The sequence below is a fragment of the Haloterrigena gelatinilytica genome (genome assembly GCF_013342145.1).
Classification (GTDB): domain Archaea; phylum Halobacteriota; class Halobacteria; order Halobacteriales; family Natrialbaceae; genus Haloterrigena; species Haloterrigena gelatinilytica.
Window position 1 is genome coordinate 994,479 of sequence record NZ_JABUQZ010000001.1, and the last position, 20,425, is coordinate 1,014,903.

Genomic DNA, 20,425 nt, shown 5'->3' on the forward strand with positions numbered 1-20,425 from the left:
GACAGTAGTCTTCAGCCGGTGCGACAAACTATCATCGCGGGCCATGCGCCCGCCGCGTCCGACAGGACGCGGGATGCCTATAGATGTGGAATCCATCAAGAGCGACTCGGCAGGCAGGCCTGACCGGACCTACTTATCGAAGACAAATGTTAAGGATTTGCCCGATCTCCTTGTAGCTGAACCACGGGACAGTAGCCTGATAGAACACGACCGTCGCTACTCCACGTGAAGTCAACTCCGAGATCAATACGTCGCTACGCGGAAAATCGCAAGAAGGAACCCGAATCTGGATTCCTTATGGTAGCGGTGCGGGGGAAATGGGTTGGGGCAGATTTGAACTGCCGGCCTCCTCCATGTCAAGGAGGTGTCATAACCAGACTAGACCACCAACCCGCCTGGTTTCGCTTGCGTGGCGTCCGTCGCCACCTCGCCTGCACTCAATCGTTGCCGGCCACCGTAATTGAAGGTTTCGAATCGGACGCCGTACGCGACTCCACCGCACGATGACCTCCGACACGCTTAAGTCGATGTACTCATTTGAGCATTACAAGACAACTACGTACATTGGTGTTCACTATGCAGGAGTACGTCGAACGGGTGACCGAGGGCGAGGATCTCACACAGGAAGACGCTCGAGCGGCCTCGACGGCCGTTTTCGAGGGCGCGACGGAGGCGCAGATCGGCGCGCTGCTGGCGGCGTTACGAGCGAAAGGCGAGACGGAAGCCGAAATCGCCGGCTTCGCCGAAGGAATGCGCAACGCGGCCAGAACGATCACGCCGGACCGCGAGCCGCTGGTCGATACCTGCGGGACGGGCGGGGACGACTACGATACGATCAACGTCTCGACGACCAGCGCGATCGTCGCCGCGGGCGCCGGCGTCCCGGTCGCCAAACACGGTAACTACTCCGTCTCGTCGTCGTCGGGCAGCGCGGACGTCCTGGAGGAAGTCGGCGTCGACGTCGAGGCCGAGCCCCCCGCGGTCGAGGAAGCGATCGAACGCGACGGCATCGGCTTCATGCTCGCGCCGGTGTTCCACCCCGCGATGAAGGCCGTCATCGGCCCGCGCAAGGAACTCGGCATGCGGACGATCTTCAACGTCCTCGGCCCGCTGACGAACCCCGCCGGCGCGAACGCGCAGGTCGTCGGCGTCTACGACCCCGACCTGGTGCCCGTCCTCGCGGACGCCCTCTCGCGGATGGACGTCGAGCGCGCGCTGGTCGTCCACGGCGCGGGCACCGACGAGATCGCCATCCACGGCGAGACCGTCGCCGCCGAAGTGACGGGCGCAGACGTCGAGGAGTACGCCCTCGAGCCCGCCGACCTCGGCCTCGAAGAACACGACATCGCGGACATCTCGGGCGGTTCGCCCGCGGAGAACGCCGCCGACATGCGCGGCATCGTCGAGGGCGATGTCACGGGTGCGAAACGGGACGTCATCCTCGCGAACGCCGGCGCGGCGATCTACGTCGCCGGCGAAGCCGACTCGCTCGCGGCCGGCGCCGACGCCGCCCGCGAGGCGATCGAGTCCGGCGACGCCGCGACGAAACTCGACCACCTCCGGGGCGAAGTGGCCGAACCCGAGGGACGATGACGCGGGTGAAGATCTGCGGGCTGACAAACGAGGACGACCTCGAGACGGCCGTCGCGGCCGGCGCCGACGCGCTCGGGATCATCTGCGACGTCTCCGTCGACACCCCGCGGGAGGTCGCGGTCGAGCGCGCCCGCGAACTCGTCGACGCCGCGCCGCCGTTCGTGACGACCGTCCTCGTGACGATGCCGTCCGGCCCCGAGCGCGCGATCGAACTGGCCGACGAGATCGAACCCGACGCGATCCAGTTCCACGGGAGCATTCGACTCGGCGATCTGGCGTACCTGCGCGCGAACGTCGACGCGAAACTCCTGCTCGCCGTCGACGCCGACGACGCGGTCCGCGCCGAGACCTACGACGACGTGGTCGACGGCCTCCTCGTCGACACGCCGGCCGCGGACGGCGGCGGCGGCACCGGCGAGACCCACGACTGGGACCAGACGCGGGTGGCGACCGCGGACCTCGAATCACCGCTGATCCTGGCGGGCGGACTCACGCCCGACAACGTCGCGGACGCCGTCCGGACGGTCGAACCGTTCGCGGTCGACGTCGCCAGCGGCGTCGAGGCCGAGGGCGGCGTCAAGGACCCGGGGGCCGTCCGATCGTTCGTCGATCAAGCCAAGAACGCCCGCCGAACGGCGGAGCCGTGATCACCCGTGACCGACTCCCACACTTATGACTGACGCCGACACCGACGTATCGCCGACGCTCGACATCGATCGGGAGACGTTCCGCGAGCACGCGGGCGAGGACGAGGACCCGGTCGTCGTCCGCGCCGTCGCGACCCTCGACGTGGAGACGACGCCCCTCGAGGCCTACGCCGCTCTCACCGGCCGCTCGGCCTCGAGCGACCGGGAGCGATCGCCGTACGCCTTCCTGCTCGAGAGCGCCGAAAAGACCGCCTCGAGCGACCCGGACGGCGCCTTCCGACCGAGTTCGGCGGACGCGGATCGCCACGCGCGCTACTCCTACGTCGGCTACGACCCCGATGCCGTCGTCACGGTCGACCCCGAGGAGACGACGGTCGAGCGACTCACGGACGACGCGCCGCGGGAGCTGATCGGGACCGATCCCGAGGGCGACACCGTCGACGCGCTCCGGGCGGCGATGCCGGACGTCCGCTTCGCGAACCCGCCCGAACACGACCGCCAGCACCTGACCGGCGGGCTGGTCGGCTTTCTGGCCTACGACGCCGTCTACGACCTCTGGCTCGAGGAGGTCGGCCGCGAGCGCCCCGAGTCGCGGTTCCCGGACGCCGAATTCGTTCTGACGACGAAGACGCTCGCGTTCGACGAGCGCGACGGGACGGTCTCGCTGGACTGCACGCCGATCGTCGAGGCCGACGACGACCCCGACGCGGTCTACGACGCCGTCCTCGAGGAGGCCGAAGCCGTCGCGGAAACGCTGCGGGCCGCGTCGGCGCCGGAGACCGGCGGGTTCGTCCGGGAGGACGAGGTCGTCGGGCCGAAAGACGAGTACGAGGAGAGCGTCCGCCGGGCCAAGGAACACGTCCTCGACGGCGACATCTACCAGGGCGTCGTCTCGCGGACGCGCGAACTGTACGGCGACGTCGACCCCCTCGGCTTCTACGAGGCGATGCGCGACGTCAACCCGTCGCCGTACATGTACCTGCTCGAGCACGACGATCTGACCGTCGTCGGCGCGAGCCCCGAGACGCTGGTCTCCGTGCGCGGGCGCGAGGTCATGTCGAATCCCATCGCGGGGACGTGCGACCGGGGCTCGAGTCCCGTCGAGGACCGCCGACTGGCCGGCGAGATGCTGGCCGACGAGAAGGAGCGGGCCGAGCACACGATGCTGGTCGATCTGGCGCGAAACGACGTGCGCCGCGTCTCGGAGGCCGGCACCGTGCGGGTCGACGAGTTCATGAACGTGCTCAAGTACAGCCACGTCCAGCACATCGAGTCGACGGTGACGGGCGACCTCGCGAGCGACGCGGACGCGTTCGACGCGACGCGAGCCTCGTTCCCCGCCGGCACCCTCTCCGGCGCGCCGAAGATCCGAGCGATGGAGATCATCGACGATCTGGAACGTGACCCGCGGGGACTGTACGGCGGCGGCGTCGGCTACTACTCGTGGTGTGGCGACGCGGACTTCGCGATCGTGATCCGGACCGCCACCGTAGAGGACGAAGGAGACCGGGATCGGATCACCGTCCGCGCCGGCGCCGGCCTGGTCGCCGACAGCGATCCGACCGCCGAGTACGAGGAGACCGAGAAGAAGATGGGCGGCGTCCTCGCTGCCCTCGAGGCGATCGAGGACGACGAGGCCGGCGACGAACTCGAGTCCTCGCCGGAGGTGAGCCGATGAGTACGATGGACGACGAGCGGTCCGCCGACGCGGCCGAAACCGAGGGGTCGGACGCGGGCGGCGAGGCGGAGCCGCTGACGGTGCTGTTCGTCGACAACTACGACTCCTTTACGTACAACTTAGTCGAGTACGTCAGCCAGCACGAGGGCACCGAAACCGCGGTGCTGAAGAACACCGCCTCGCTCGAGGACGTCCGCGCGGTCGACCCCGACGCGATCATCGTCAGTCCGGGACCGGGCCACCCGAAGAACGACCGCGACGTCGGCGTCACGATGGACGTGCTCCGAGAGGTGAGTCCCGAGGTGCCGACGCTGGGCGTCTGTCTCGGCCTCGAGGCGGCCGTCTACGAGTACGGCGGCACCGTCGGCCGGGCGCCGGCGCCGATCCACGGCAAGGCCTCCGCCGTCGACCACGACGGCGAGGGAGTCTTCGCGGGCCTCGAACAGGGCCTTCGCGCCGGCCGGTATCACTCGCTGATCGCGACCGAGGTGCCAGACTGTTTCGACGTCACTGCGACGGCGGAACACAGCACGGAACACCGTTCCGCTGGCTCTGCGGCGGAGCCACAGAACGACGGCGAGACGCTCGTGATGGGGGTCCGCCACCGCGAGCATCCGATCGAGGCCGTGCAGTTCCACCCCGAGAGCGTGCTCACGGCGGTCGGTCACGACGTGATCGAGAACTTCCTCGAGTCGATCGACGGCTGAACCGTCTCCTCGAGCGGGCCGAACGTAGTATCGGGTTACCGAGTTCGAACCCGAGAGAGCGACGGGCATCTCGAGGCCCAGCAGCGTCGAGACAGAACTGACGATACACCGGCTGAAGCTCTCGCTTCGACGCGATACCTACGGACCGTGTCAATACCGAGTTAGAAGAACGGCAGGAACGACAGGTCGGTGACGCCGGCCGTGTAGAGGCCGGCGAGGACGATAGCGGAGACGATACCGACGCGGATCGCCAGTTTGATCGCGATTTTGATTGCGACGACGGCGACCGCCAGCGCGGCCAGACCCGCCAGCACGAGCAGAACGGTCGACGAGGTCAATGGTTCGACCATGGGAACTCCTGCGTATTGCAGGGACGTAATCTTTCCGGATAGAATGAACGAATCGCTCCCGTGACTCTTCGAAGCGCCGAGCGGTCGGTTTGGAACCCGAAACCACACGACAGCGCGGTGAATATACCCGCTGAAGACTACTTTCAGGACGCTCTGAAAATCGTTAAGACCGTCGGCGTTGTAGGTGTTGATAGCCACGGTTACGGCCGTCTCGAGTAGCCGTGTTCGAACCCGAAACGATAGGATACGAAAGGACCCCAGAGACATCTATCCAACTGAATTTGTCCTAATACAAGAAAAGTAGGACAACAACACCACGTTTTAAGATGGACCGATGTCTACCGAACCTTCGTCACGAATGATGCGAGCCAGCACTCGGACCCACGCTAGAATCGCCACCCCGCGGCCGGGGAACTACGAGGTGACCCGCGCATGAGCGAATCGGAACTCTCCGCGGAGGATCTGACCCTCCCGATCAAGCGCACCGACGGCGACACGCTCGAGGAGCGCCTGACCGGCAACGCCTACCACAACATTCTGCCCGCGCGATACCTGCGCAAGGACGCCGACGGGGAACTCATCGAAGATCAGGAGGACCTCTTCGACCGCGTCGGCAAGAACATCGCCCTCGCCGAGGCCGTCTTCGAAGCGCGCAAGCGCGACGTCGAGATTACGGTCACGCCCGATCAGCTCAAGCCCGACCACCCGCGGCGCGACGAACTCGCCGCGGAGGTGTTCGGCGCGGGTACCACTGCAGAAGACGACGCCGAGACGACGCTCTCTATCTACAACGTCAACAAGTTCGCCTACGACACCGTCGTCCCCGAACTCCCCGACGAGATCCGCGCCCACGTCGAGGACGTCGCCGACGAGTTCCAGGGCATGATGGAGAACCTCGACTTCATGCCGAACTCGCCGACCCTGATGAACGCGGGCGACGAACTCCAGCAGCTCTCGGCGTGTTTCGTCGACTCTCCCGACGACGACATCGACGACATCCACCAGACCGCCAAAGAGGCCGCCCAGGTCTTCCAGAGCGGCGGCGGCATGGGCTACGCCTTCTGGCAGCTTCGCCCCTACGGCGACGCGGTCGGCTCGACCGGCGGCATCGCCAGCGGCCCGATCACGTTCATGCGCACGTACGACCAGATGTGCGAGACGATCGCCCAGGGCGGCGCCCGACGGGGCGCACAGATGGGCGTCATGCGCGTCTCCCACCCGGACGTCATCCAGTTCATCCACGCCAAGAACAAGGACGTCTCGCTGGCCGAGACGCTGCGTCTGAACGACCCCGACGACTTCACGCACAACTCCTTCCAGGAGGCGCTCGACGAGGCCCGCGAACTCATCGACGACGAGGGCAAGGTCCCCAAACACCTCCGGAACGCCGTCGAGGGCCACCTCTCGAACTTCAACATCTCCGTCGGTATCACCGACGGCTTCATGGAGGCGCTGCAGAACGGCGAGGAGTTCACGTTCACCAACCCTCGAACGGGCGAGCCCCACATCGCGACGGAAGAGACGAAGGAACTCTACGACATGTTCGGTCTCGGCGAGCACGTCGAGGTCGGCGAGGCGCTGTCGATTCCCGCAGAAGAGCTGTGGGACGACATCGTCGAGGGCGCCCACGAGAACGGCGAACCCGGCGTCATCTACCTCGAGCGCGTCAACAAACAGCACTCCTTCGACGTCGAGAAACACCCCGACCACCGCATCCTCGCGACGAACCCCTGCGGCGAGCAGCCCCTAGAGGAGTACGAGGCCTGTAACCTCGGCCACATCAACCTCTCGACGCTCGCGGATCTGGAGGCGCCCGACTGGCGCGTCTGGTACGACGAGCACGGCGACGAGTACGACTCGCTCGAGGACGCCGTCGACGCCTTCCTCGCGGACGCCGTCGACTTCGAGGAGTTCGATCGCCGCATCGAGATGGGGACGCGGTTCCTCGAGAACGTCGTCACGATGTCGGACTTCCCGGTCGAGAAGATCGAGCAGAAGGTCCGGGAGATGCGCAAGATCGGCCTGGGCATCATGGGGCTGGCCCAGCTGTACATCCAGCTCGGCATGGAGTACGGCAGCGAGGCCTCCAACGAGGTCGCGCGCCAGCTCATGCGCCACATCAACCACACTTCGAAGTGGACCTCCCACGAGCTCGCCGAGGAGCGCGGCAGCTTCGACGAGTGGGACAACTCCAAGTACGCGAACCCGACCGAGTACCGCGAGTGGTTCGAGAAGCAGACCGGCCTCGACGCCGACGAGTGGGAAGACGGGTTCTCGATCCGGAACCACAACACGACGACCATCGCGCCGACGGGCACGACCTCGATGGTCGGCAACACCACCGGCGGCTGTGAACCGATCTACAACGTCGCCTACTACAAGAACGTCTCCGACGACGTCCAGGGCGACGAGATGCTGGTCGAGTTCGACGACTACTTCCTCCGCGTGCTGGAGGACAACGACATCGACGTCGACGCCGTCAAGGAGGAGGCCCAGGAGCAGATGGCGACCAACCAGTTCAACGGCGTCGAGGGGCTCTCGACGGTGCCGGACGCCATCGGCGAACTGTTCGTCACGACCGGCGACCTCTCGGCGAAAGAGCACGCCGGCGTGCAGGTCGCCTGTCAGCAGGGCGTCGACTCCGCCATCTCGAAGACCGTCAACGCGCCAAACGACTCCACGCTCGAGGACGCCAAGGACGTCTTCGAGTACATCTACGAGCACGGCGGCAAGGGCGTCACCTACTACCGCGACGGCACCCGCAGCAAGCAGGTGCTGACGACGCGCGCGAAGAACACCGACTTCGCCGACGAGACCGAGGCCGCCGAGGCCCTCGCCGAACAGATCGAGGAGATCTTCGGCAGCTTCGAGGAGTTCCTCGAGAACGAGGACGTGCAGGACGTCCTCGAGACGGACGTCGAGCCGCTGGCCGGCGACGCGGACGACGCCGAGCCCGTGCAGGTCGACTTCACCGAGAAGCGCGAGCGCCCCGACGCCCTGCAGGGCGTCAGCCAGCGCATCGACACCGGCTACGGGAAGGTCTACGTGACGATCAACGAGGACCCCGAGACCGGCCAGCCCTTCGAGCTGTTCGCCAACATCGGCCACTCGGGCGGCTTCACGAACTCCTTCACCGAGGCGCTGGCGAAGGTCATCTCGACCTCGCTGCGCTCGGGCGTCGACCCCGAGGAGATCGTCGACGAACTCTGCGGTACTCGTAGTCCGAAGGTCGCCTGGGACAAGGGCGAGCAGATCCAGTCCATCCCGGACGCCATCGGCACCGCGATGCGCCGCTACCTCGAGGACGAGATCGATAAGCCGTACCCGACGCAGGCGACGCTCGAGGAGTCCGCCGACGCGGACGCCATCGAGTACGACGGGCCGAAGACCGACGGCGGCGCGGCGGCCGCTCAGGGCGGCGCCGGGGACGCCGAAGACGACGCGACGCAGGACTTAATCGAGGCCGGCGAGTCGCCCGAGTGTCCCGACTGCGGCTCGATGTCGCTGTACTTCTCCGAAGGCTGCAAGACCTGCGAGTCCTGTGGCTGGAGCGAGTGCTAAGCCGTCCTAACGGCTAAAATCGGCCGAATCGTCTCGAACCGTTTTTCTCGTCGACGCGTTTTCCGCCGTTTTCGAAGCGATCAGGCGACGGACCGGTCCGGCTCCGGGACGGTCGTCGTCCGGTACCACAGCAGGCCGACGACGGCGGCCCCCTCAAGTACCAGCCCGCCCCCGACGGGGAAAGCGAGGCCGCAACTCGAGGCCGCGAGCCAGCCGCCGGTGACGCTGCCGAGCCCGCCGGCGAAGGCCACGAGCGCGCTGTAGGCCCCTACCGCCTCGCCGCGGATCGACGCCGGCGCGAGCTGGGTGACGATCGTCCCCGTCGTGACGGAGATGACGGCCCACGTGACGCCGATGACGGCGAAGACGACCGCGGTTCCGACGAGGCCGACGTCCGTCACGCCGAGGGCGGCGCCGAGGACGGCCCCGGTGGCGTCGCTCGAGCGGACCGCCAGGACTTAGCACCGGCCGATCGATGGGATCCGTATGGCAGCCGACAGCGACGAATCCGACGCCGGGAACGCGGCCGAGACCGACGCGGACGGCGGCGGAGCGACCGCCCGGTCGAGCGGCCCGACCTGTCCGCACTGCGACGGCGAACTGTTCAAACGCCACTGCAAGTACGTCTGCCCGCAACACGGCGTCGTCTTCGACTGTGCGGATACGTTCTGGACCTGAGCCGAGTCGTCGGTTCGGGAGCGACGGCCGATCCTCCCATGAGCGCGGGACCTCCGGTTCGGCGCCCGACTCGAGGCGTGAGTCGCCCGGAACTGCTACAAGACGACGCGCTGTGGTCTCGGACGAACGATCCGTATGTCTACGTCTACGAAACCGACGATTCTCGTCGTCGAGGACGAGCGCGAACTGGCCGATCTCTATGCGACGTGGGTGAGCGAGGATTACGAGGTTCGCACCGCCTACGACGGCCGCTCGGCGCTCGAGGCGATGAGCGGGGCGGTCGACGTCGTCCTGCTCGACCGACACATGCCCGATCTGACCGGCGACGAGGTGCTCAACCGAATCCGGGCCGCGGGCCACGACTGCTGGGTGATCATGGTCACGGCGGTCGATCCCGGACTCGATATCGTCGAGCTCGATATCGACGACTACGTCACCAAACCCGTCTCTCGAGCGCAGCTGACGCGGATTATCGAGAACCTCCGGGTCCAGTCCCGGTACGGCGGCGACGGCCGACGCGAACTCACCGCTCTGTCGAACAAGATGGAGACCCTCGAGGACGAACACGCGCCGGACGAGCTAGCGGAGACCGACGCCTACCAGCAGTTGGAAGCGGACCTGAAAGACATGAGCGAGTCGCTGGTCGAAGACGGCGACCGCTGATCGTTACCTGTCCGTCGGTCGGCCGGTCGTTCGGCTTCGGTCTCCTCGACCCCGAACGAGTCGATACGCCGGCGCGGCCAGCAGGGCGATCGCAGCCGCCAGACAGGCGAGCGTGAGCGCCGCTCCGAGGTCGCCGATCCCGCCGGTCCTGACCGTCGCCGCCGACGCGCCGACGACGACGGCGGCGATCGTCCAGGGGAGTTCGCCGATCGCCGTCCCGATCACGAGGTGGCGGAGTCGCACGTCGCTGACCGCCGCCGCGCAGGTCGCCACGTCCGACGGGATCGGCGCCAGCCGCGAGGCGACGACGCCGCGGACCGGGCCGGCCGTCTCGTAGTACCGCCCCACGGCGGTTCCGGCTCGCTCGAGGATCGACCCGAACGGGCCGGGAGCCGATGCAGAGATTGATGCAGGCTGCACGCCGGTGTCGTCGGGCGAGCCGACGGCGATCCAGCGGACGGCGAGGAAGACGGGGACGACCGTTACCACGACGCCGAGCAGCGCCACCGGAACGCCGACCGCGACGCCGTAGCCGTAGCCGACGACGGCGGCCAGCGGCGTCGTCGGCAGGGCCAGCAGCGGCCGTCCCAGGTAGAGACCGGCCACGACGAGACCGAACAGGAGCGGATCGGCCGACACCGACTCGACGGTCGCGAGCAGCGCCGACGGCGAGACGAGCGCGCCCGTACAGAGGATCGCACCGATCGCGACCGCGGCGGCGACCGCGCGCGTTCGCACCGAGGGGGACGACATCGATCGCATTTTCCCACCGAGCGTTGAAACTTTTGTGCCTCTGGGCGGTCGGGACAGAACGTTTATTCGGTCGGAGGGACCACCACTCACCGATGGATCGGGAGGAACGTCGGGTCGAGACGGGAGCCGACGCCAGCGACGACCGCGTCGAACGCGGGCTGGCGTTGCTCGAGCGACTCGAGCACGAATCGCTCGCGCTGGCCGACGTCGTCGACCGGATCGAGATGGTGACCAGCGACCCCGCGGTGACGCGGACGATCCTCGACGAGGCGGAACTGCGGGGAATCATCGAGCGCGACGACGGCATCGTCCGCCCGAAGAGCCGCCAGTACGTCAGCTTCGATCGTGACGTGATCACGAAGGAAGGGGAGTTCTCCTGCCGGCGCTGCGGGTCGGGGCTGTCGACCGGCTACTTCATCGACCTCGACGCCGGCGAACTGGGGCCGTTCGGCTCGTCGTGTATTCGGAAGGTGACGGGACGGGACGGGTGAGGCTAGGCCTCAGCGACCCTGCCGGAGTTCGGCGATCAGCTGTTCGATCGTCTCCTGTTGTCGTTCGATGAGTTCGGACTGTTCCTCGACGGCCGCCTCGAGCGAGTCGATCCGTTCGGCGAGTTCGGCCGGATCGTAGTCGGCGGCGTTCTCGGCGTTCTCGGCGGTCGCGGCGGACGCTGCGGACGCGGACTCGGCCGCCGCGTCGGCGGCGAACCCGCTGTCGTCCCGCGTCGATTCGGGCACCGGTTCGTCGTCGACCGGTGCGTCAGACGCACCGTCGAAGGCCGTCTCGACGTCGTCGGTCGTAGTGTCGGCTTGGGTCGCGGTGGCGCGCGCCGACTGCTGGGCGGACTGCTGTTGCGTGCGCTGTGACTGCTGCGGTTCGCCGGCGGCCGCGAGCGGATCGGTCGGCTGGGACTGAGACTGGGAGTCGTCCGAGTCGGCCGCCGCCTCGGTCGCCGCGACCGTCTCTCGGTCGTCCGGTTCGGGCGGGTTGGCGTCGAGCGGATCGACGCCGTCGCCGAAGTCGACCGCGCCGCCGTCCCGGTCGCCGCCGTCCTCGTCGACGCCGACCGTCTCGTTGAATTCCGCGAGCGACGTCACGCCGTGGTACTCGAAGAGGGCCCGTTTGAGGCGCTCGCGGAGATCGTTCGCCTCCTCGTTGGGCGCTTTGATCCGCTCCGGGCGGCCGGCGACCGTGAGCACGATCTGGGTGGCGACGCTCCCGTCTTCGAACGCGAGCTTCGTCACGTCGTCGAAGTGGTAGCCCTCGTAGTCGCCGTCCCAGACCGCCCCGCCGATGTGTTTGACCAGACGGTCGCTGGTGATGATCAGCGTCAGTTCGCTGAAACGGTAGGTCTTGACGACCGTCTCGCCGGGATCGGTGATCCCGTTGCCGTTCAACACGCCGGCCAGGACCGGATGCAAGACCGCATCGGTCTTGTCCGAAGGGACGGTGAACTCCTTGGTCCCTTCGAGGGAGTACTCGAGGGTGAACTTCGTCTTGCGCCGGCCCTCGGAGAGGGTCAGCCGGTCGGCCTCGTGGGGGTATTCCTCGATCGATTCGTCGCTCAAGATGCCGTCGGATCGGTAGACGAGGGAACTCGAGGACGTGATGAAGAGTTCGTCTTCGCCGCCCAGAGAGACTCGAGCCGCGATTTCGTCGCCGTTGAGAGTAGATTGGACGATTTCCGGAACGCTCATGCGCGGGTAGTTGGGAAGGCCGTGTCTTGAATGTTCCCCCGCGCAGAGTGTTCACGTACCCAGATGGGTTTCGCCACTTCCATACCACTCTGTGCGCACTCCTTCGTTGTCCCTCGCGGTTCAACCTGTACGACGTGTCTGCCGTACAACTCGGCCTTGTATTCGAGGGGCGTGCTGAACTGTCGCCATGCCGTGTCTTGCTTGTTCCGAGCATTCCCGTCTCCCTGAAGCATTTCGGCAACGTTGCGGTCTTCCACGAACACGGCATCGTACTCTTTGAGGAGCCACGTCGTCAACTTGTGCTGGTAGTCCAGCACCTTTCGACGGATGTGTCGCTTGGCCTTCGAGACCTTCTTCCGTTGTTTCTCGTAGTTTCTCGACCCGTGTTCTTTCCGTGGGAGGTTCCGTTGCTCTCGGCGGAGTCGCTCGTATTCGCCTTTGAGGTCAAGCTGCTCGACGGTCTTTCCGTCGCTGGTGGGGATGTAGTTCCGGATACCGAGATCACTGCCCACGCTGTCGCTCGCATTGAGCGTGTCCAGCGCGGATTTCTCTGGAATGTGTTCGCCGTCGGTTTCGAGACTGAACGTGACGAACCGCTCGCCAGTTCGCTCTTCCTTGAATGTCATCTTCATCCTCGACCACGGTGGACCGTGTGTTCGGCTCGCTATCCAGTATAAATCCGTGGGTCGGCGTTACAGGGCGGACGGGAATGAGAAGGTTAAAGAAACACAGCGCACAACTGAAGAGTGAGCCCGGGTGGCTTAGCTGGACATAGCGCCGCACTCATAGGGTTCAGAGATTCGGTGCGGTACGCCTTGGAAGCCTCCGTGTCCCCCACGAGGACCGCCGAGCCTCGGACCTGGGACATGCGGAGATCGAGGGTTCGGAGCCCTCCCCGGGCACTCATCAAATTCTTTACATGCCCGCGTAAAAACACCCCAAAAGACGGGTGTTTGCGGTCATTACTCGAACTCCTGTAGTACCAATTCTATAGCAGATAACGGTTTCCAGCGTCCTCGAGCGCCAGCAACGGGGGGATCGGCATGATGTCCGTGGCCGACAACCGCGACCGCGGCCTCGACATCGAAGATGAGTGCTGTCGCCAGTGGCCCCTCGAATCCATTGCCGACGACCGAGATCACCGCGACGGCTGGTATGATCTCGTCGCGATCGACAGCTTCGATACGGGCAGCCAGTCCGTCGGCGCCGGCGACCAGATCGAGTGTAAGTCCTGTTGGGCCCGGTACGACTCGAGACAGCGTCGCGGCCAGTGGTGGATCTCGCGGGCGAACCACGAGCGCCTCGTCGACGCCAGCGGCTGGTACATCCTCTCGGTCGTCGATCCGGAGACTGAGTACATCCTCCGGATGTCGTTCGTTGCTGCGTCGGTCATCGATCAGCTGATCGACGAACGGTGGACGAACTGCGGCCGTGGCGGTCAGACCGTCGAGCAGTACAGACAGGTCCCGTGGTCAGCCGTCTTTGATCCTGTTGAGACTCCTGGAGGTGGACAGTCGTGAGCGCCGATACTGGCGGGTTTGGCCCGTTCTGTGGCGCGATGAGCTGTCGGTCTGATGCCGACGTCGTGATCCGACACCCAGAGCACGGCCGACGGACTGTCTGTTCTGAGTGTTCGGAGGGCTACGAGGTGGTCGGCGATGTGTAGCGACACGAGCGCCGCTGACGCGATGGTACTCTCGCAACGCGTACTGGCAAAATGCGTCGAACTCGAGGCCAGAGTCGGCAATCTCCGGGAGGAGATGGTCAGCCTCGAGACGCAAATAGAGGGCGTCGAGGGCCAGATACAGGCATTGGAGAGCGAGACCGATGACTGAGCCCGACATCACCCCAGAAGACGCTCTTCAAGTTGCTCAGCGAGCCATGTCTCGTTGCTCGGATCTCGAAGACGACGTCGCGGAGCTCGAGGAGGAAAACCTTGACCTCAAAGAGCGGTTGACCGCACTCGAGTTACGGTACCGAGAGATCGACGAACAGCAGTCCTACGATAGTCTCGATCGTGATGGACGCGTCGGCCGTGTCCGAGAGCATGCTTACCAGCGCGCTGTCGACGGTCACGGGAAGGCCTCGCTCGACTACAACGCGATCATGTGGGAGGTCTTCGACGGTGAGCCAAGCGCCGACTACTGCTACAAGCTGATGAAGCTCGCGGCAAACGCCCCAGGATTCGAGTACCACAACCCAACTGGGAAGGGAAAGAAGCTGACCGTCGATGCACGCGAGGCGAGAACGGGAGCGTCGTTTTCGTCCGCGAAGAAAACGGATTCGGAGGGGGTGCTCTAACAATGAGTTTATTCCACCGAGGGATACCACCTCCACTTTCAGAGTGTGAAAGTTAGGTGTTGTAGTATGTGTAAATAACTGTCCGCTACTGACGGGTATGCCGAATCCGACGCCGTCCGACGCCGTCTCTCGACGTCTGGAAGCCTCGATTCGGTTTTATTCGCGGACGAAAACCAAGCGTCTCTGACGAAAACCAATCCATGGCACAAACCCAAGCTGAAGACGAACCGCTCACCGATCGCCTCGCGACGGAGTTCTACCGTCGCTACTACAAAGACGAGATCGGGCAGCTCGCCCAGAAGTATCCGAACGAACAGCGCTCCCTCGAGGTCGACTGGAACGACATCTACCGTTCCGACCCAGACGTCGCCGACGACTACCTCATGGCGCCGGAGCAGATGCGGCGCTACTTCGAGGAAGCGCTGCGGATGTTCGACCTCTCGATCGACATTACTCTCGACGCGCACGTCCGCGTGGGGAACCTCCCGGAGGAGTACACGTTCTACCCGGGCGAGTTCTCTCCCTCCGAACACCTCGGGACCTACCGGTCGATCCGTGGTGAGATCACGAAGGCGACCGACGTCTACCCGAAGATCGAGGAAGCAGCCTTCGAGTGCGAGCTCTGCGGGACCCTCACTCGAGTTCCGCAGTCCGACGGAAACTTCCAGGAACCCCACGAGTGCCAGGGCTGCGAACGACAGGGCCCGTTCAGAGTGAACTTCGATCAGTCGGAGTTCGTCGACGCCCAGAAGCTCCGAGTCAAGGTGCCGCCGGAGCTCGCCGATGGCGCTGGCCAGAAGCTCGACGCGTTTGTCGAAGATGATCTCGCTGGCAAGGTGACGATCGGCGATCGCGTGGTCGTCTCCGGGACGATCCACTTCGAACAGGAGACGTCTGGCAAGCAGAAGAAGCCCAAGTTCGAGCCATATCTCACTGGGGACCACATCGAGATCGAGGAGACTGATCAGCAGGACCTCGATGTCACCAGTCGGGAGCGCACGCGAATCCGCGAATTGAGCGACGGCGCCGAAGGACAGCCGCTCGAGGTCGCCTCGGAGTCACTGGCGCCGAAGATCTACGGCTACGATATCGAGAAGAAAGCGCTGATCCTGGCGCTGGTCTCCGGTGGCCAGATCAAGTACCCGACGGGCGATGCCGATCGGGCAGACGTCCATGTCCTGCTTCTGGGTGATCCCGGCACTGCGAAGTCGAAGCTGATCGACCGGGCCCAGCAACTCGGCTGGAGAACAGTCGGGGTCTCATCGAAACGAGCGACGATTCCGGGGCTCACCGCAGCTGCCGAACAGGATGACTTCGGCGACGGCGAATGGGTGATGAAAGCCGGCGCGTTCGTCAAGGCTAACGGCGGGACGGTCTGCATCGACGAACTCGACGACATGAGTCCCGACACGCGAGCGGGAATGCTCGAGCCGATGAGCAAGCAGCGGTTCAGCGCAAACCTCGCCGGCGAGAGCGTTACGTTCCAGACTGAGGCCTCGGTCGTGGCGGCGGGCAACCCTCGTGATGGACGGTTCAACCCGTACGAACCAGTCCCGGAACAGTTCGCGTTCGACTCGGCGCTTATCTCCCGGTTTGACCTCGTGTTCACGATGCGGGACGAACCTGACGAAGAGGAAGACCGGGACATCGCCGATCACATCCTCGCGTCTCGTGACGCCGCCAAGCGCGGCGACTGGGGTGACCTCGAGGACGACGACGTCGATCGGATCAAACCGCCGGTCGAAGGCAATATCCTCCAGAAGTGGATCGCCCTCGCTCGCCAGCGCGCCACGCCACCGTTCGCCTCAAAAGACGTCCGCCACCAGCTGCGGGACAAGTGGCTTGAGCTCCGCGGGATGTACAACTACGACGAGAACGAGCCGATCCCGGTCACGTTCCGGAGCCTCGAGGGGCTGACGAGAGTCTGCGAGGCGCTCGCGAAGCTCGAGTTCTACGATGAGATCCACGAGCGCCACGTCAACCAAGTGCTCGAGATCGTCGGCCGCTCGATGGACGACATCGGAAAGAACGAAGACGGCGAACTCGACGCGGATGTCCAGGAGGTCGGTCAGTCGAAAGACCAGCGGAGTCGAAGGAAGACGGTCGCCCAGGCCATCAACGACCTCGAGGAGGAATACAGCAACGGCGTTCCACGCGATAGCGTCGTTGAGTACGTCCGGGAGGACCTCGGCCACAACTACGCAGCGAGCAAACTCCAGTCGGACATGGAGAAGTTCCTCCAGGAGGGTGAGGCGATCGAGCCACAGACCGATCATATCCGCTACCTCGGGAGGCTGGTGTGACTATGTCGCTGCAGAAACAGCCCGACCAGCAAGACCAGACCAAAGCAGAGCGACGCAAGCGATCGAAGGAAGTCTACGACGCGCTGATCCGTGCCGTCGACTACAACACCGGTCGGGTCCAGCCGCCCCTCGCGAAGCAGTCCTCGGTCATCGGCACGCTCCACGCCGCAGGTCACGGCAGCTACGGCCTCGAGGAACTCCATAGAGCGATTACGGCCGCTCGTCGGAACGGCGACCTGTTCCGCGTCGAGGACAATCGCGGCGACGTCCGGCTGGGGATCGATGACGCCGAGACGTTGATCGAGAAGATCGAAACGAATCGCTCGTACCGCGAGAGTCCGCGACGGAATGTGATCGGACTGGCTAACCAGCGGATCCAGTACCTGCGTAAGCAGGCGGAGGGCGATGACGATGAGTGAACACTCTACGGGCGGTACTGTTCAGTCGGCGTTCGCTTCTTCAGCCTTGTCCGAGAACGCTGGGAGCGGCCTGAACTCTGTTCCATCACAGGATGCACACCCCTTCCGATTCCCGATCGGTCGTATATCACCGTTCGACCGCTTGAGGGCTGCATACATCGACCCGCAGTCTTCGCACGCTGCCACGAGTCGGGTTTGTTCTCCACCCTTCATTGCCTCTGAATTGGCTAACGCCACAGAAAAGCACGCCGTGAGGACAAGCGAAGTAACTCGTCTGGGTGTCACAGCAGTAGCAACAGGTGGTCGATCACTACACACGAACACTGACCGCAAGCGGGGTGAACGATGAGCTACAGTCAGACCTGCAGCGACTGCTCGAAGTCGTTCACGGCAGCCGGCCAGTACTGTCCATTCTGTGGAACGCGACAGTCAGGAAGCTCCACGCGAACGAAAGGGGGTAAGTCAGACCGATGAGCGCCTTCGAGGATACCTGCAAGCTCTGGCAGAATGCCCTCGAGCACGAGACCGTCGAGACCGTCGACGGCCCGACCTCGATCGAGACGCTCCTGGAGGCCCGCGACCGCTTCACCAAGCTGGGCAACGAACCTCGCAACGGCTGTCTCGTCATCTCGCTCGAGATGGCCCGCGAGATCCCACGGGGCTGGGTCGAGATCGAGCATGACACCGTCTCCGACGATCACGAAGAGTTTCGGCCGTTCGAGGAGATGGTCGCGGTCACCGAGCGCGTCGAGAGCCGTGAAGCGTTCATCTGCCGGTCGGATGCCGTCCGCCTGGACATGACGATCGCCGAGCCGACCGGCGTTGTCGCAATCGATTTCAAGCGAGGTGACACCCCTGATGTCGAGTGAAATCAACGACGAGCTCCGCAAAGCAATCCTCGAGGAGGCTGAGGAGACACCCATTGGTGAGGTCCTTCTCGAGGGCTGGCAGCTGGGCCTCTACGATGCAACGCTCGATGACGATGGCGAGGTCGCCTGGGCGCTCTCGGAGACGGGTGAGGAACTCGTCGAGCGCGGTGACCTCCACGAGTATATCGAACGTGAAACAAGTGGCATCGACATCGAACTATCCGCGATTCCCGATCCGCACGATGCCTGAACAACTACCCATAGCAGTCGCTGACGAGTCGCCCGCGATCCGTCTGATCTACAAGACTCTCGAGGCCGACGGCTCACTCTCCCAGTCCCAACTCGCGGAGGCAACGGCATTGACGCCGCGAACGATCCGCGAGGCCGGTACCTCCCTCGAGGAGATCCATAAAGCGATCACAGCCGCTCGTCGTAACGGCGACCTCGTTCAGATCACGGACTCCACGGGCCGTAGACGTTTCGGGATCAACGACGCCGAGAGCTTGCTCGAGAAGATCGAAAGCCACTCGAGCGTCGCCGAGTGCCCGAACCGCGAGTTGATTGGCATCGCGAACGCTCGTCGGCAGCAACTCTACAACTCCAACGGAGGGGATGCGTGATGTCAGGCGGCGGTATTGAACATCTCACTCGAAAGAAGAATGAAATGAGGACGGATCAGAATGCAAGCGACCACTCGTGGTCACAATTCGGACAGACGAAGTCTGCCATCGTCTCTCCGTCAGAGACATACTTTGCGACCCGCTCACCAAGTCCGTCATCACAATTCGGACAGCGAGCTAACATCTGGCGATTGATTTCAAGACATCTCGTACGGATTAGTTTGTCCCCCCGTTATATTGGGAAATTGGTTATGAATGAATGTTCATTATGGTCTGATACTGATCGACAACGGGGTATCGACGATGCCGAGTGACGCCGGCGCCGACGCTCAGGAGACGATCGAGGAGTGCACCCCGGCGCAAAAACTGGTCTACAAAACGCTCGAATACGCGGACGAACCGCTCTCCCAGACGGAGATCGCCGAGGAGTCGCACCTTCCGCTGCGAACCGTCCGCAAAGCACTCTACGACCTCGAGGATCTCGGCCTCGTCGACGGCCGGGTCAACATCGGTATCGACGCTCGGGAAAAACTGTACGATCTTGACAAGTGACCTATTAGGTCACTATACGGCGCTTTATTTACTAATAAACAGAATGTGGTAGATAACCAGCCGGCGTTGACAGCGCCGGTCTCTCACAGATACTTCTCAACCATGTCCGTAACACCAACCTCGAGCGACAGGTACCAGTGTAACCACTGTGGCGACTACGCTCCAGCGCACTCGTTCTACGATGCTGCGATGTGCTCGGAGTCCTGTCGCCGGGCAGCGGATGCGGAGCCGATCCTCAACACGATCACGCACGACCACACGACGTGCGTAACGTGTTTCCGCCAGCTGAAGGTCATCGAAGAGCCACCTGAACGGGCCCCGTCCGCGGCCGTCGGCTTCCAGTATCGAACAGAGAATGCTGCGTGGGGAGAGAAACAGCGGCCGACTGGGTCTCGAGACCAGGACGATGATCCGGATCTCCCGTCGCTGAACCAGCAGGTCTACGCGTACGAAGTCAAGGACAAGACGTCGAACGAAATCCGCGAGTACTACCCTGGACGCAAGTTCGACCGCGCAAACGAACCCGAGCCAACGTCAGGCGTGAACGACCCGGTCAAAACGGGGACCATCTGCCACGTCTGCGGCAACACGGAACACAACGTCGTCGACGAAGATCTTCGGTCGAACTGTTCGACGATGCTCGTAGGGCATCATCTCACCGAGCGCGTCCGCGACCTCGACACGTCGATCGACGAGCAACAGTTCTGGGACGTCTACACGGAAGCGGACCGATCGATCCAAGACGCCCTCGAGGCGGCAGTGATTCTCTGATGCGATCCTACAGCGGCGACCCACTCGACGCCACTTACCAGTCGATCACCGAGCGCCCCGAACTCGAGGAGCAAGCCCATAAGGTCGAGTACGCAACCGATCCCGAGCCAGGGGGCACAGAGACGACCGAGGGCGTTCCTGTCCCTGGTGAGCCAGAGTCGGACGAGCTAGACCGGCCAGTGGTCAGGGGCCAGACGACGCTCTCGGAGTGGTCTCGACTGTGACAGCGCGGTGAGCTTCGGCCTCGATGACGGCGCCGTGGC

The 20,425-nt window shown here is 64.3% G+C and carries 23 protein-coding genes, 2 tRNA genes and 1 pseudogene; 20 read left to right on the forward strand and 6 right to left on the reverse strand.

From position 1 onward, the window contains the following. Positions 1–318 precede the first annotated feature (318 nt). Positions 319–393 (reverse strand) — tRNA-Val (locus tag HTZ84_RS04995). A gap of 183 nt (positions 394–576) precedes the next feature. On the opposite strand from HTZ84_RS04995, the gene trpD reads away from it, so the two are divergent. The 4 genes from trpD to trpG are packed head-to-tail and all read left to right on the forward strand — an operon-like array spanning position 577 to position 4,625. After that, the gene (gene trpD / locus HTZ84_RS05000; protein ID WP_174679664.1) at positions 577–1,593 is read left to right on the forward strand and encodes an anthranilate phosphoribosyltransferase; all 1,017 of its coding nucleotides are present in this window, start codon (positions 577–579) and stop codon (positions 1,591–1,593) included. Further along, positions 1,590–2,240: a phosphoribosylanthranilate isomerase gene (locus tag HTZ84_RS05005; protein WP_174679665.1), complete on the forward strand. Its 651-nt coding sequence runs from the start codon at positions 1,590–1,592 to the stop codon at positions 2,238–2,240. The genes trpD and HTZ84_RS05005 overlap by 4 nt, the downstream gene beginning before the upstream one ends. 25 nt (positions 2,241–2,265) lie before the next feature. Beyond that, entirely contained in the window at positions 2,266–3,918 is a 1,653-nt protein-coding gene (gene trpE, locus HTZ84_RS05010; RefSeq protein WP_174679666.1) for an anthranilate synthase component I, read from the forward strand. 5 nt (positions 3,919–3,923) lie between these two features. After that, entirely contained in the window at positions 3,924–4,625 is a 702-nt protein-coding gene (gene trpG / locus HTZ84_RS05015; protein ID WP_394353293.1) for an anthranilate synthase component II, read from the forward strand. Positions 4,626–4,786: 161 nt separating this feature from the next. Here the strand turns inward: trpG and HTZ84_RS05020 are convergent, their stop codons facing one another. Next, entirely contained in the window at positions 4,787–4,975 is a 189-nt protein-coding gene (locus HTZ84_RS05020) for a hypothetical protein (protein ID WP_049914527.1), read from the reverse strand. A gap of 432 nt (positions 4,976–5,407) precedes the next feature. Between HTZ84_RS05020 and HTZ84_RS05025 the strand changes: the two genes are divergently transcribed. After that, on the forward strand, positions 5,408–8,536 hold the full coding sequence (locus tag HTZ84_RS05025) for an adenosylcobalamin-dependent ribonucleoside-diphosphate reductase (RefSeq protein WP_174679668.1): 3,129 nt from the start codon (positions 5,408–5,410) through the stop codon (positions 8,534–8,536). An 80-nt stretch (positions 8,537–8,616) separates the two neighbouring features. On the opposite strand, the gene HTZ84_RS05030 is transcribed toward HTZ84_RS05025, so the two are convergent. Continuing rightward, entirely contained in the window at positions 8,617–8,937 is a 321-nt protein-coding gene (locus HTZ84_RS05030) for an MFS transporter (RefSeq protein WP_254611708.1), read from the reverse strand. A gap of 85 nt (positions 8,938–9,022) precedes the next feature. Here HTZ84_RS05030 and HTZ84_RS05035 point away from each other — a divergent pair, with 85 nt between their 5' ends. Together HTZ84_RS05035 and HTZ84_RS05040 are read left to right on the forward strand one after the other, a co-directional pair. Continuing rightward, positions 9,023–9,214, forward strand: coding sequence for an HVO_2523 family zinc finger protein (locus tag HTZ84_RS05035; RefSeq protein WP_174679669.1), 192 nt, complete (start codon positions 9,023–9,025; stop codon positions 9,212–9,214). 135 nt (positions 9,215–9,349) lie between these two features. Continuing rightward, complete coding sequence (locus tag HTZ84_RS05040; RefSeq protein WP_174679670.1) at positions 9,350–9,877, forward strand: response regulator; 528 nt, start codon at positions 9,350–9,352, stop codon at positions 9,875–9,877. A gap of 3 nt (positions 9,878–9,880) precedes the next feature. On the opposite strand, the gene HTZ84_RS05045 is transcribed toward HTZ84_RS05040, so the two are convergent. Further along, positions 9,881–10,630: a VTT domain-containing protein gene (locus HTZ84_RS05045; protein ID WP_174679671.1), complete on the reverse strand. Its 750-nt coding sequence runs from the start codon at positions 10,628–10,630 to the stop codon at positions 9,881–9,883. Between the two features lie 92 nt (positions 10,631–10,722). Between HTZ84_RS05045 and HTZ84_RS05050 the strand changes: the two genes are divergently transcribed. Beyond that, a complete protein-coding gene (locus tag HTZ84_RS05050) occupies positions 10,723–11,121 on the forward strand; it encodes a DUF5830 family protein (RefSeq protein ID WP_174679672.1) in 399 nt (132 codons plus the stop codon). A 9-nt stretch (positions 11,122–11,130) separates the two neighbouring features. On the opposite strand, the gene HTZ84_RS05055 is transcribed toward HTZ84_RS05050, so the two are convergent. Continuing rightward, complete coding sequence (locus tag HTZ84_RS05055) at positions 11,131–12,327, reverse strand: DUF7115 domain-containing protein (RefSeq protein WP_174679673.1); 1,197 nt, start codon at positions 12,325–12,327, stop codon at positions 11,131–11,133. 44 nt (positions 12,328–12,371) lie between these two features. Further along, positions 12,372–12,956, reverse strand: a pseudogene (locus HTZ84_RS05060) (RNA-guided endonuclease InsQ/TnpB family protein); the annotation flags it as partial. Between the two features lie 121 nt (positions 12,957–13,077). Here HTZ84_RS05060 and HTZ84_RS05065 point away from each other — a divergent pair. From HTZ84_RS05065 to HTZ84_RS05120, 12 genes are all read left to right on the forward strand, one after another. Further along, positions 13,078–13,229: transfer RNA gene (locus HTZ84_RS05065), tRNA-Met, on the forward strand. 144 nt (positions 13,230–13,373) lie between these two features. Beyond that, positions 13,374–13,847, forward strand: a complete 474-nt coding sequence (locus HTZ84_RS05070) for a hypothetical protein (RefSeq protein WP_174679674.1) — start codon at positions 13,374–13,376, stop codon at positions 13,845–13,847. A gap of 138 nt (positions 13,848–13,985) precedes the next feature. Then, positions 13,986–14,162 (forward strand): hypothetical protein, encoded by a 177-nt coding sequence (locus HTZ84_RS05075; RefSeq protein ID WP_174679675.1) that lies wholly within the window; start codon positions 13,986–13,988, stop codon positions 14,160–14,162. Next, positions 14,155–14,628 carry a hypothetical protein gene (locus HTZ84_RS05080; protein ID WP_174679676.1) on the forward strand — a complete coding sequence of 158 codons (474 nt, stop codon included), beginning with the start codon at positions 14,155–14,157 and terminating at the stop codon, positions 14,626–14,628. Before HTZ84_RS05075 ends, HTZ84_RS05080 begins: the two co-directional genes overlap by 8 nt. 200 nt (positions 14,629–14,828) lie before the next feature. Then, positions 14,829–16,931 carry a minichromosome maintenance protein MCM gene (locus HTZ84_RS05085; RefSeq protein WP_174679677.1) on the forward strand — a complete coding sequence of 701 codons (2,103 nt, stop codon included), beginning with the start codon at positions 14,829–14,831 and terminating at the stop codon, positions 16,929–16,931. A 2-nt stretch (positions 16,932–16,933) separates the two neighbouring features. Continuing rightward, positions 16,934–17,350, forward strand: a complete 417-nt coding sequence (locus tag HTZ84_RS05090; RefSeq protein ID WP_174682530.1) for a hypothetical protein — start codon at positions 16,934–16,936, stop codon at positions 17,348–17,350. Between the two features lie 470 nt (positions 17,351–17,820). After that, on the forward strand, positions 17,821–18,219 hold the full coding sequence (locus HTZ84_RS05095; RefSeq protein ID WP_174679678.1) for a hypothetical protein: 399 nt from the start codon (positions 17,821–17,823) through the stop codon (positions 18,217–18,219). Further along, entirely contained in the window at positions 18,209–18,469 is a 261-nt protein-coding gene (locus HTZ84_RS05100) for a hypothetical protein (protein WP_174679679.1), read from the forward strand. The genes HTZ84_RS05095 and HTZ84_RS05100 overlap by 11 nt, the downstream gene beginning before the upstream one ends. Further along, positions 18,462–18,839 carry a winged helix-turn-helix transcriptional regulator gene (locus HTZ84_RS05105; RefSeq protein WP_174679680.1) on the forward strand — a complete coding sequence of 126 codons (378 nt, stop codon included), beginning with the start codon at positions 18,462–18,464 and terminating at the stop codon, positions 18,837–18,839. Before HTZ84_RS05100 ends, HTZ84_RS05105 begins: the two co-directional genes overlap by 8 nt. Positions 18,840–19,142: 303 nt before the next feature. Continuing rightward, on the forward strand, positions 19,143–19,391 hold the full coding sequence (locus HTZ84_RS05110; protein WP_174679681.1) for a helix-turn-helix domain-containing protein: 249 nt from the start codon (positions 19,143–19,145) through the stop codon (positions 19,389–19,391). A 102-nt stretch (positions 19,392–19,493) separates the two neighbouring features. After that, on the forward strand, positions 19,494–20,162 hold the full coding sequence (locus HTZ84_RS05115; protein WP_174679682.1) for a hypothetical protein: 669 nt from the start codon (positions 19,494–19,496) through the stop codon (positions 20,160–20,162). Beyond that, on the forward strand, positions 20,162–20,386 hold the full coding sequence (locus tag HTZ84_RS05120) for a hypothetical protein (RefSeq protein WP_174679683.1): 225 nt from the start codon (positions 20,162–20,164) through the stop codon (positions 20,384–20,386). The genes HTZ84_RS05115 and HTZ84_RS05120 overlap by 1 nt, the downstream gene beginning before the upstream one ends. The last annotated feature ends 39 nt before the right edge of the window (positions 20,387–20,425 follow it).

Excerpts from the sequence above, each read along its gene's own strand:
- trpD (WP_174679664.1), top strand. The coding sequence starts at position 577 with ATGCAGGAGTACGTCGAACGGGTGACCGAGGGCGAGGATCTCACACAG.
- HTZ84_RS05005 (WP_174679665.1), top strand. The coding sequence starts at position 1,590 with ATGACGCGGGTGAAGATCTGCGGGCTGACAAACGAGGACGACCTCGAG.
- trpE (WP_174679666.1), top strand. The coding sequence starts at position 2,266 with ATGACTGACGCCGACACCGACGTATCGCCGACGCTCGACATCGATCGG.
- trpG (WP_394353293.1), top strand. The coding sequence starts at position 3,924 with ATGGACGACGAGCGGTCCGCCGACGCGGCCGAAACCGAGGGGTCGGAC.
- HTZ84_RS05020 (WP_049914527.1), bottom strand. The coding sequence starts at position 4,975 with ATGGTCGAACCATTGACCTCGTCGACCGTTCTGCTCGTGCTGGCGGGT.
- HTZ84_RS05025 (WP_174679668.1), top strand. The coding sequence starts at position 5,408 with ATGAGCGAATCGGAACTCTCCGCGGAGGATCTGACCCTCCCGATCAAG.
- HTZ84_RS05035 (WP_174679669.1), top strand. The coding sequence starts at position 9,023 with ATGGCAGCCGACAGCGACGAATCCGACGCCGGGAACGCGGCCGAGACC.
- HTZ84_RS05040 (WP_174679670.1), top strand. The coding sequence starts at position 9,350 with ATGTCTACGTCTACGAAACCGACGATTCTCGTCGTCGAGGACGAGCGC.
- HTZ84_RS05045 (WP_174679671.1), bottom strand. The coding sequence starts at position 10,630 with ATGTCGTCCCCCTCGGTGCGAACGCGCGCGGTCGCCGCCGCGGTCGCG.
- HTZ84_RS05050 (WP_174679672.1), top strand. The coding sequence starts at position 10,723 with ATGGATCGGGAGGAACGTCGGGTCGAGACGGGAGCCGACGCCAGCGAC.
- HTZ84_RS05055 (WP_174679673.1), bottom strand. The coding sequence starts at position 12,327 with ATGAGCGTTCCGGAAATCGTCCAATCTACTCTCAACGGCGACGAAATC.
- HTZ84_RS05070 (WP_174679674.1), top strand. The coding sequence starts at position 13,374 with ATGTCCGTGGCCGACAACCGCGACCGCGGCCTCGACATCGAAGATGAG.
- HTZ84_RS05075 (WP_174679675.1), top strand. The coding sequence starts at position 13,986 with ATGTGTAGCGACACGAGCGCCGCTGACGCGATGGTACTCTCGCAACGC.
- HTZ84_RS05080 (WP_174679676.1), top strand. The coding sequence starts at position 14,155 with ATGACTGAGCCCGACATCACCCCAGAAGACGCTCTTCAAGTTGCTCAG.
- HTZ84_RS05085 (WP_174679677.1), top strand. The coding sequence starts at position 14,829 with ATGGCACAAACCCAAGCTGAAGACGAACCGCTCACCGATCGCCTCGCG.
- HTZ84_RS05090 (WP_174682530.1), top strand. The coding sequence starts at position 16,934 with ATGTCGCTGCAGAAACAGCCCGACCAGCAAGACCAGACCAAAGCAGAG.
- HTZ84_RS05095 (WP_174679678.1), top strand. The coding sequence starts at position 17,821 with ATGAGCGCCTTCGAGGATACCTGCAAGCTCTGGCAGAATGCCCTCGAG.
- HTZ84_RS05100 (WP_174679679.1), top strand. The coding sequence starts at position 18,209 with ATGTCGAGTGAAATCAACGACGAGCTCCGCAAAGCAATCCTCGAGGAG.
- HTZ84_RS05105 (WP_174679680.1), top strand. The coding sequence starts at position 18,462 with ATGCCTGAACAACTACCCATAGCAGTCGCTGACGAGTCGCCCGCGATC.
- HTZ84_RS05110 (WP_174679681.1), top strand. The coding sequence starts at position 19,143 with ATGCCGAGTGACGCCGGCGCCGACGCTCAGGAGACGATCGAGGAGTGC.
- HTZ84_RS05115 (WP_174679682.1), top strand. The coding sequence starts at position 19,494 with ATGTCCGTAACACCAACCTCGAGCGACAGGTACCAGTGTAACCACTGT.
- HTZ84_RS05120 (WP_174679683.1), top strand. The coding sequence starts at position 20,162 with ATGCGATCCTACAGCGGCGACCCACTCGACGCCACTTACCAGTCGATC.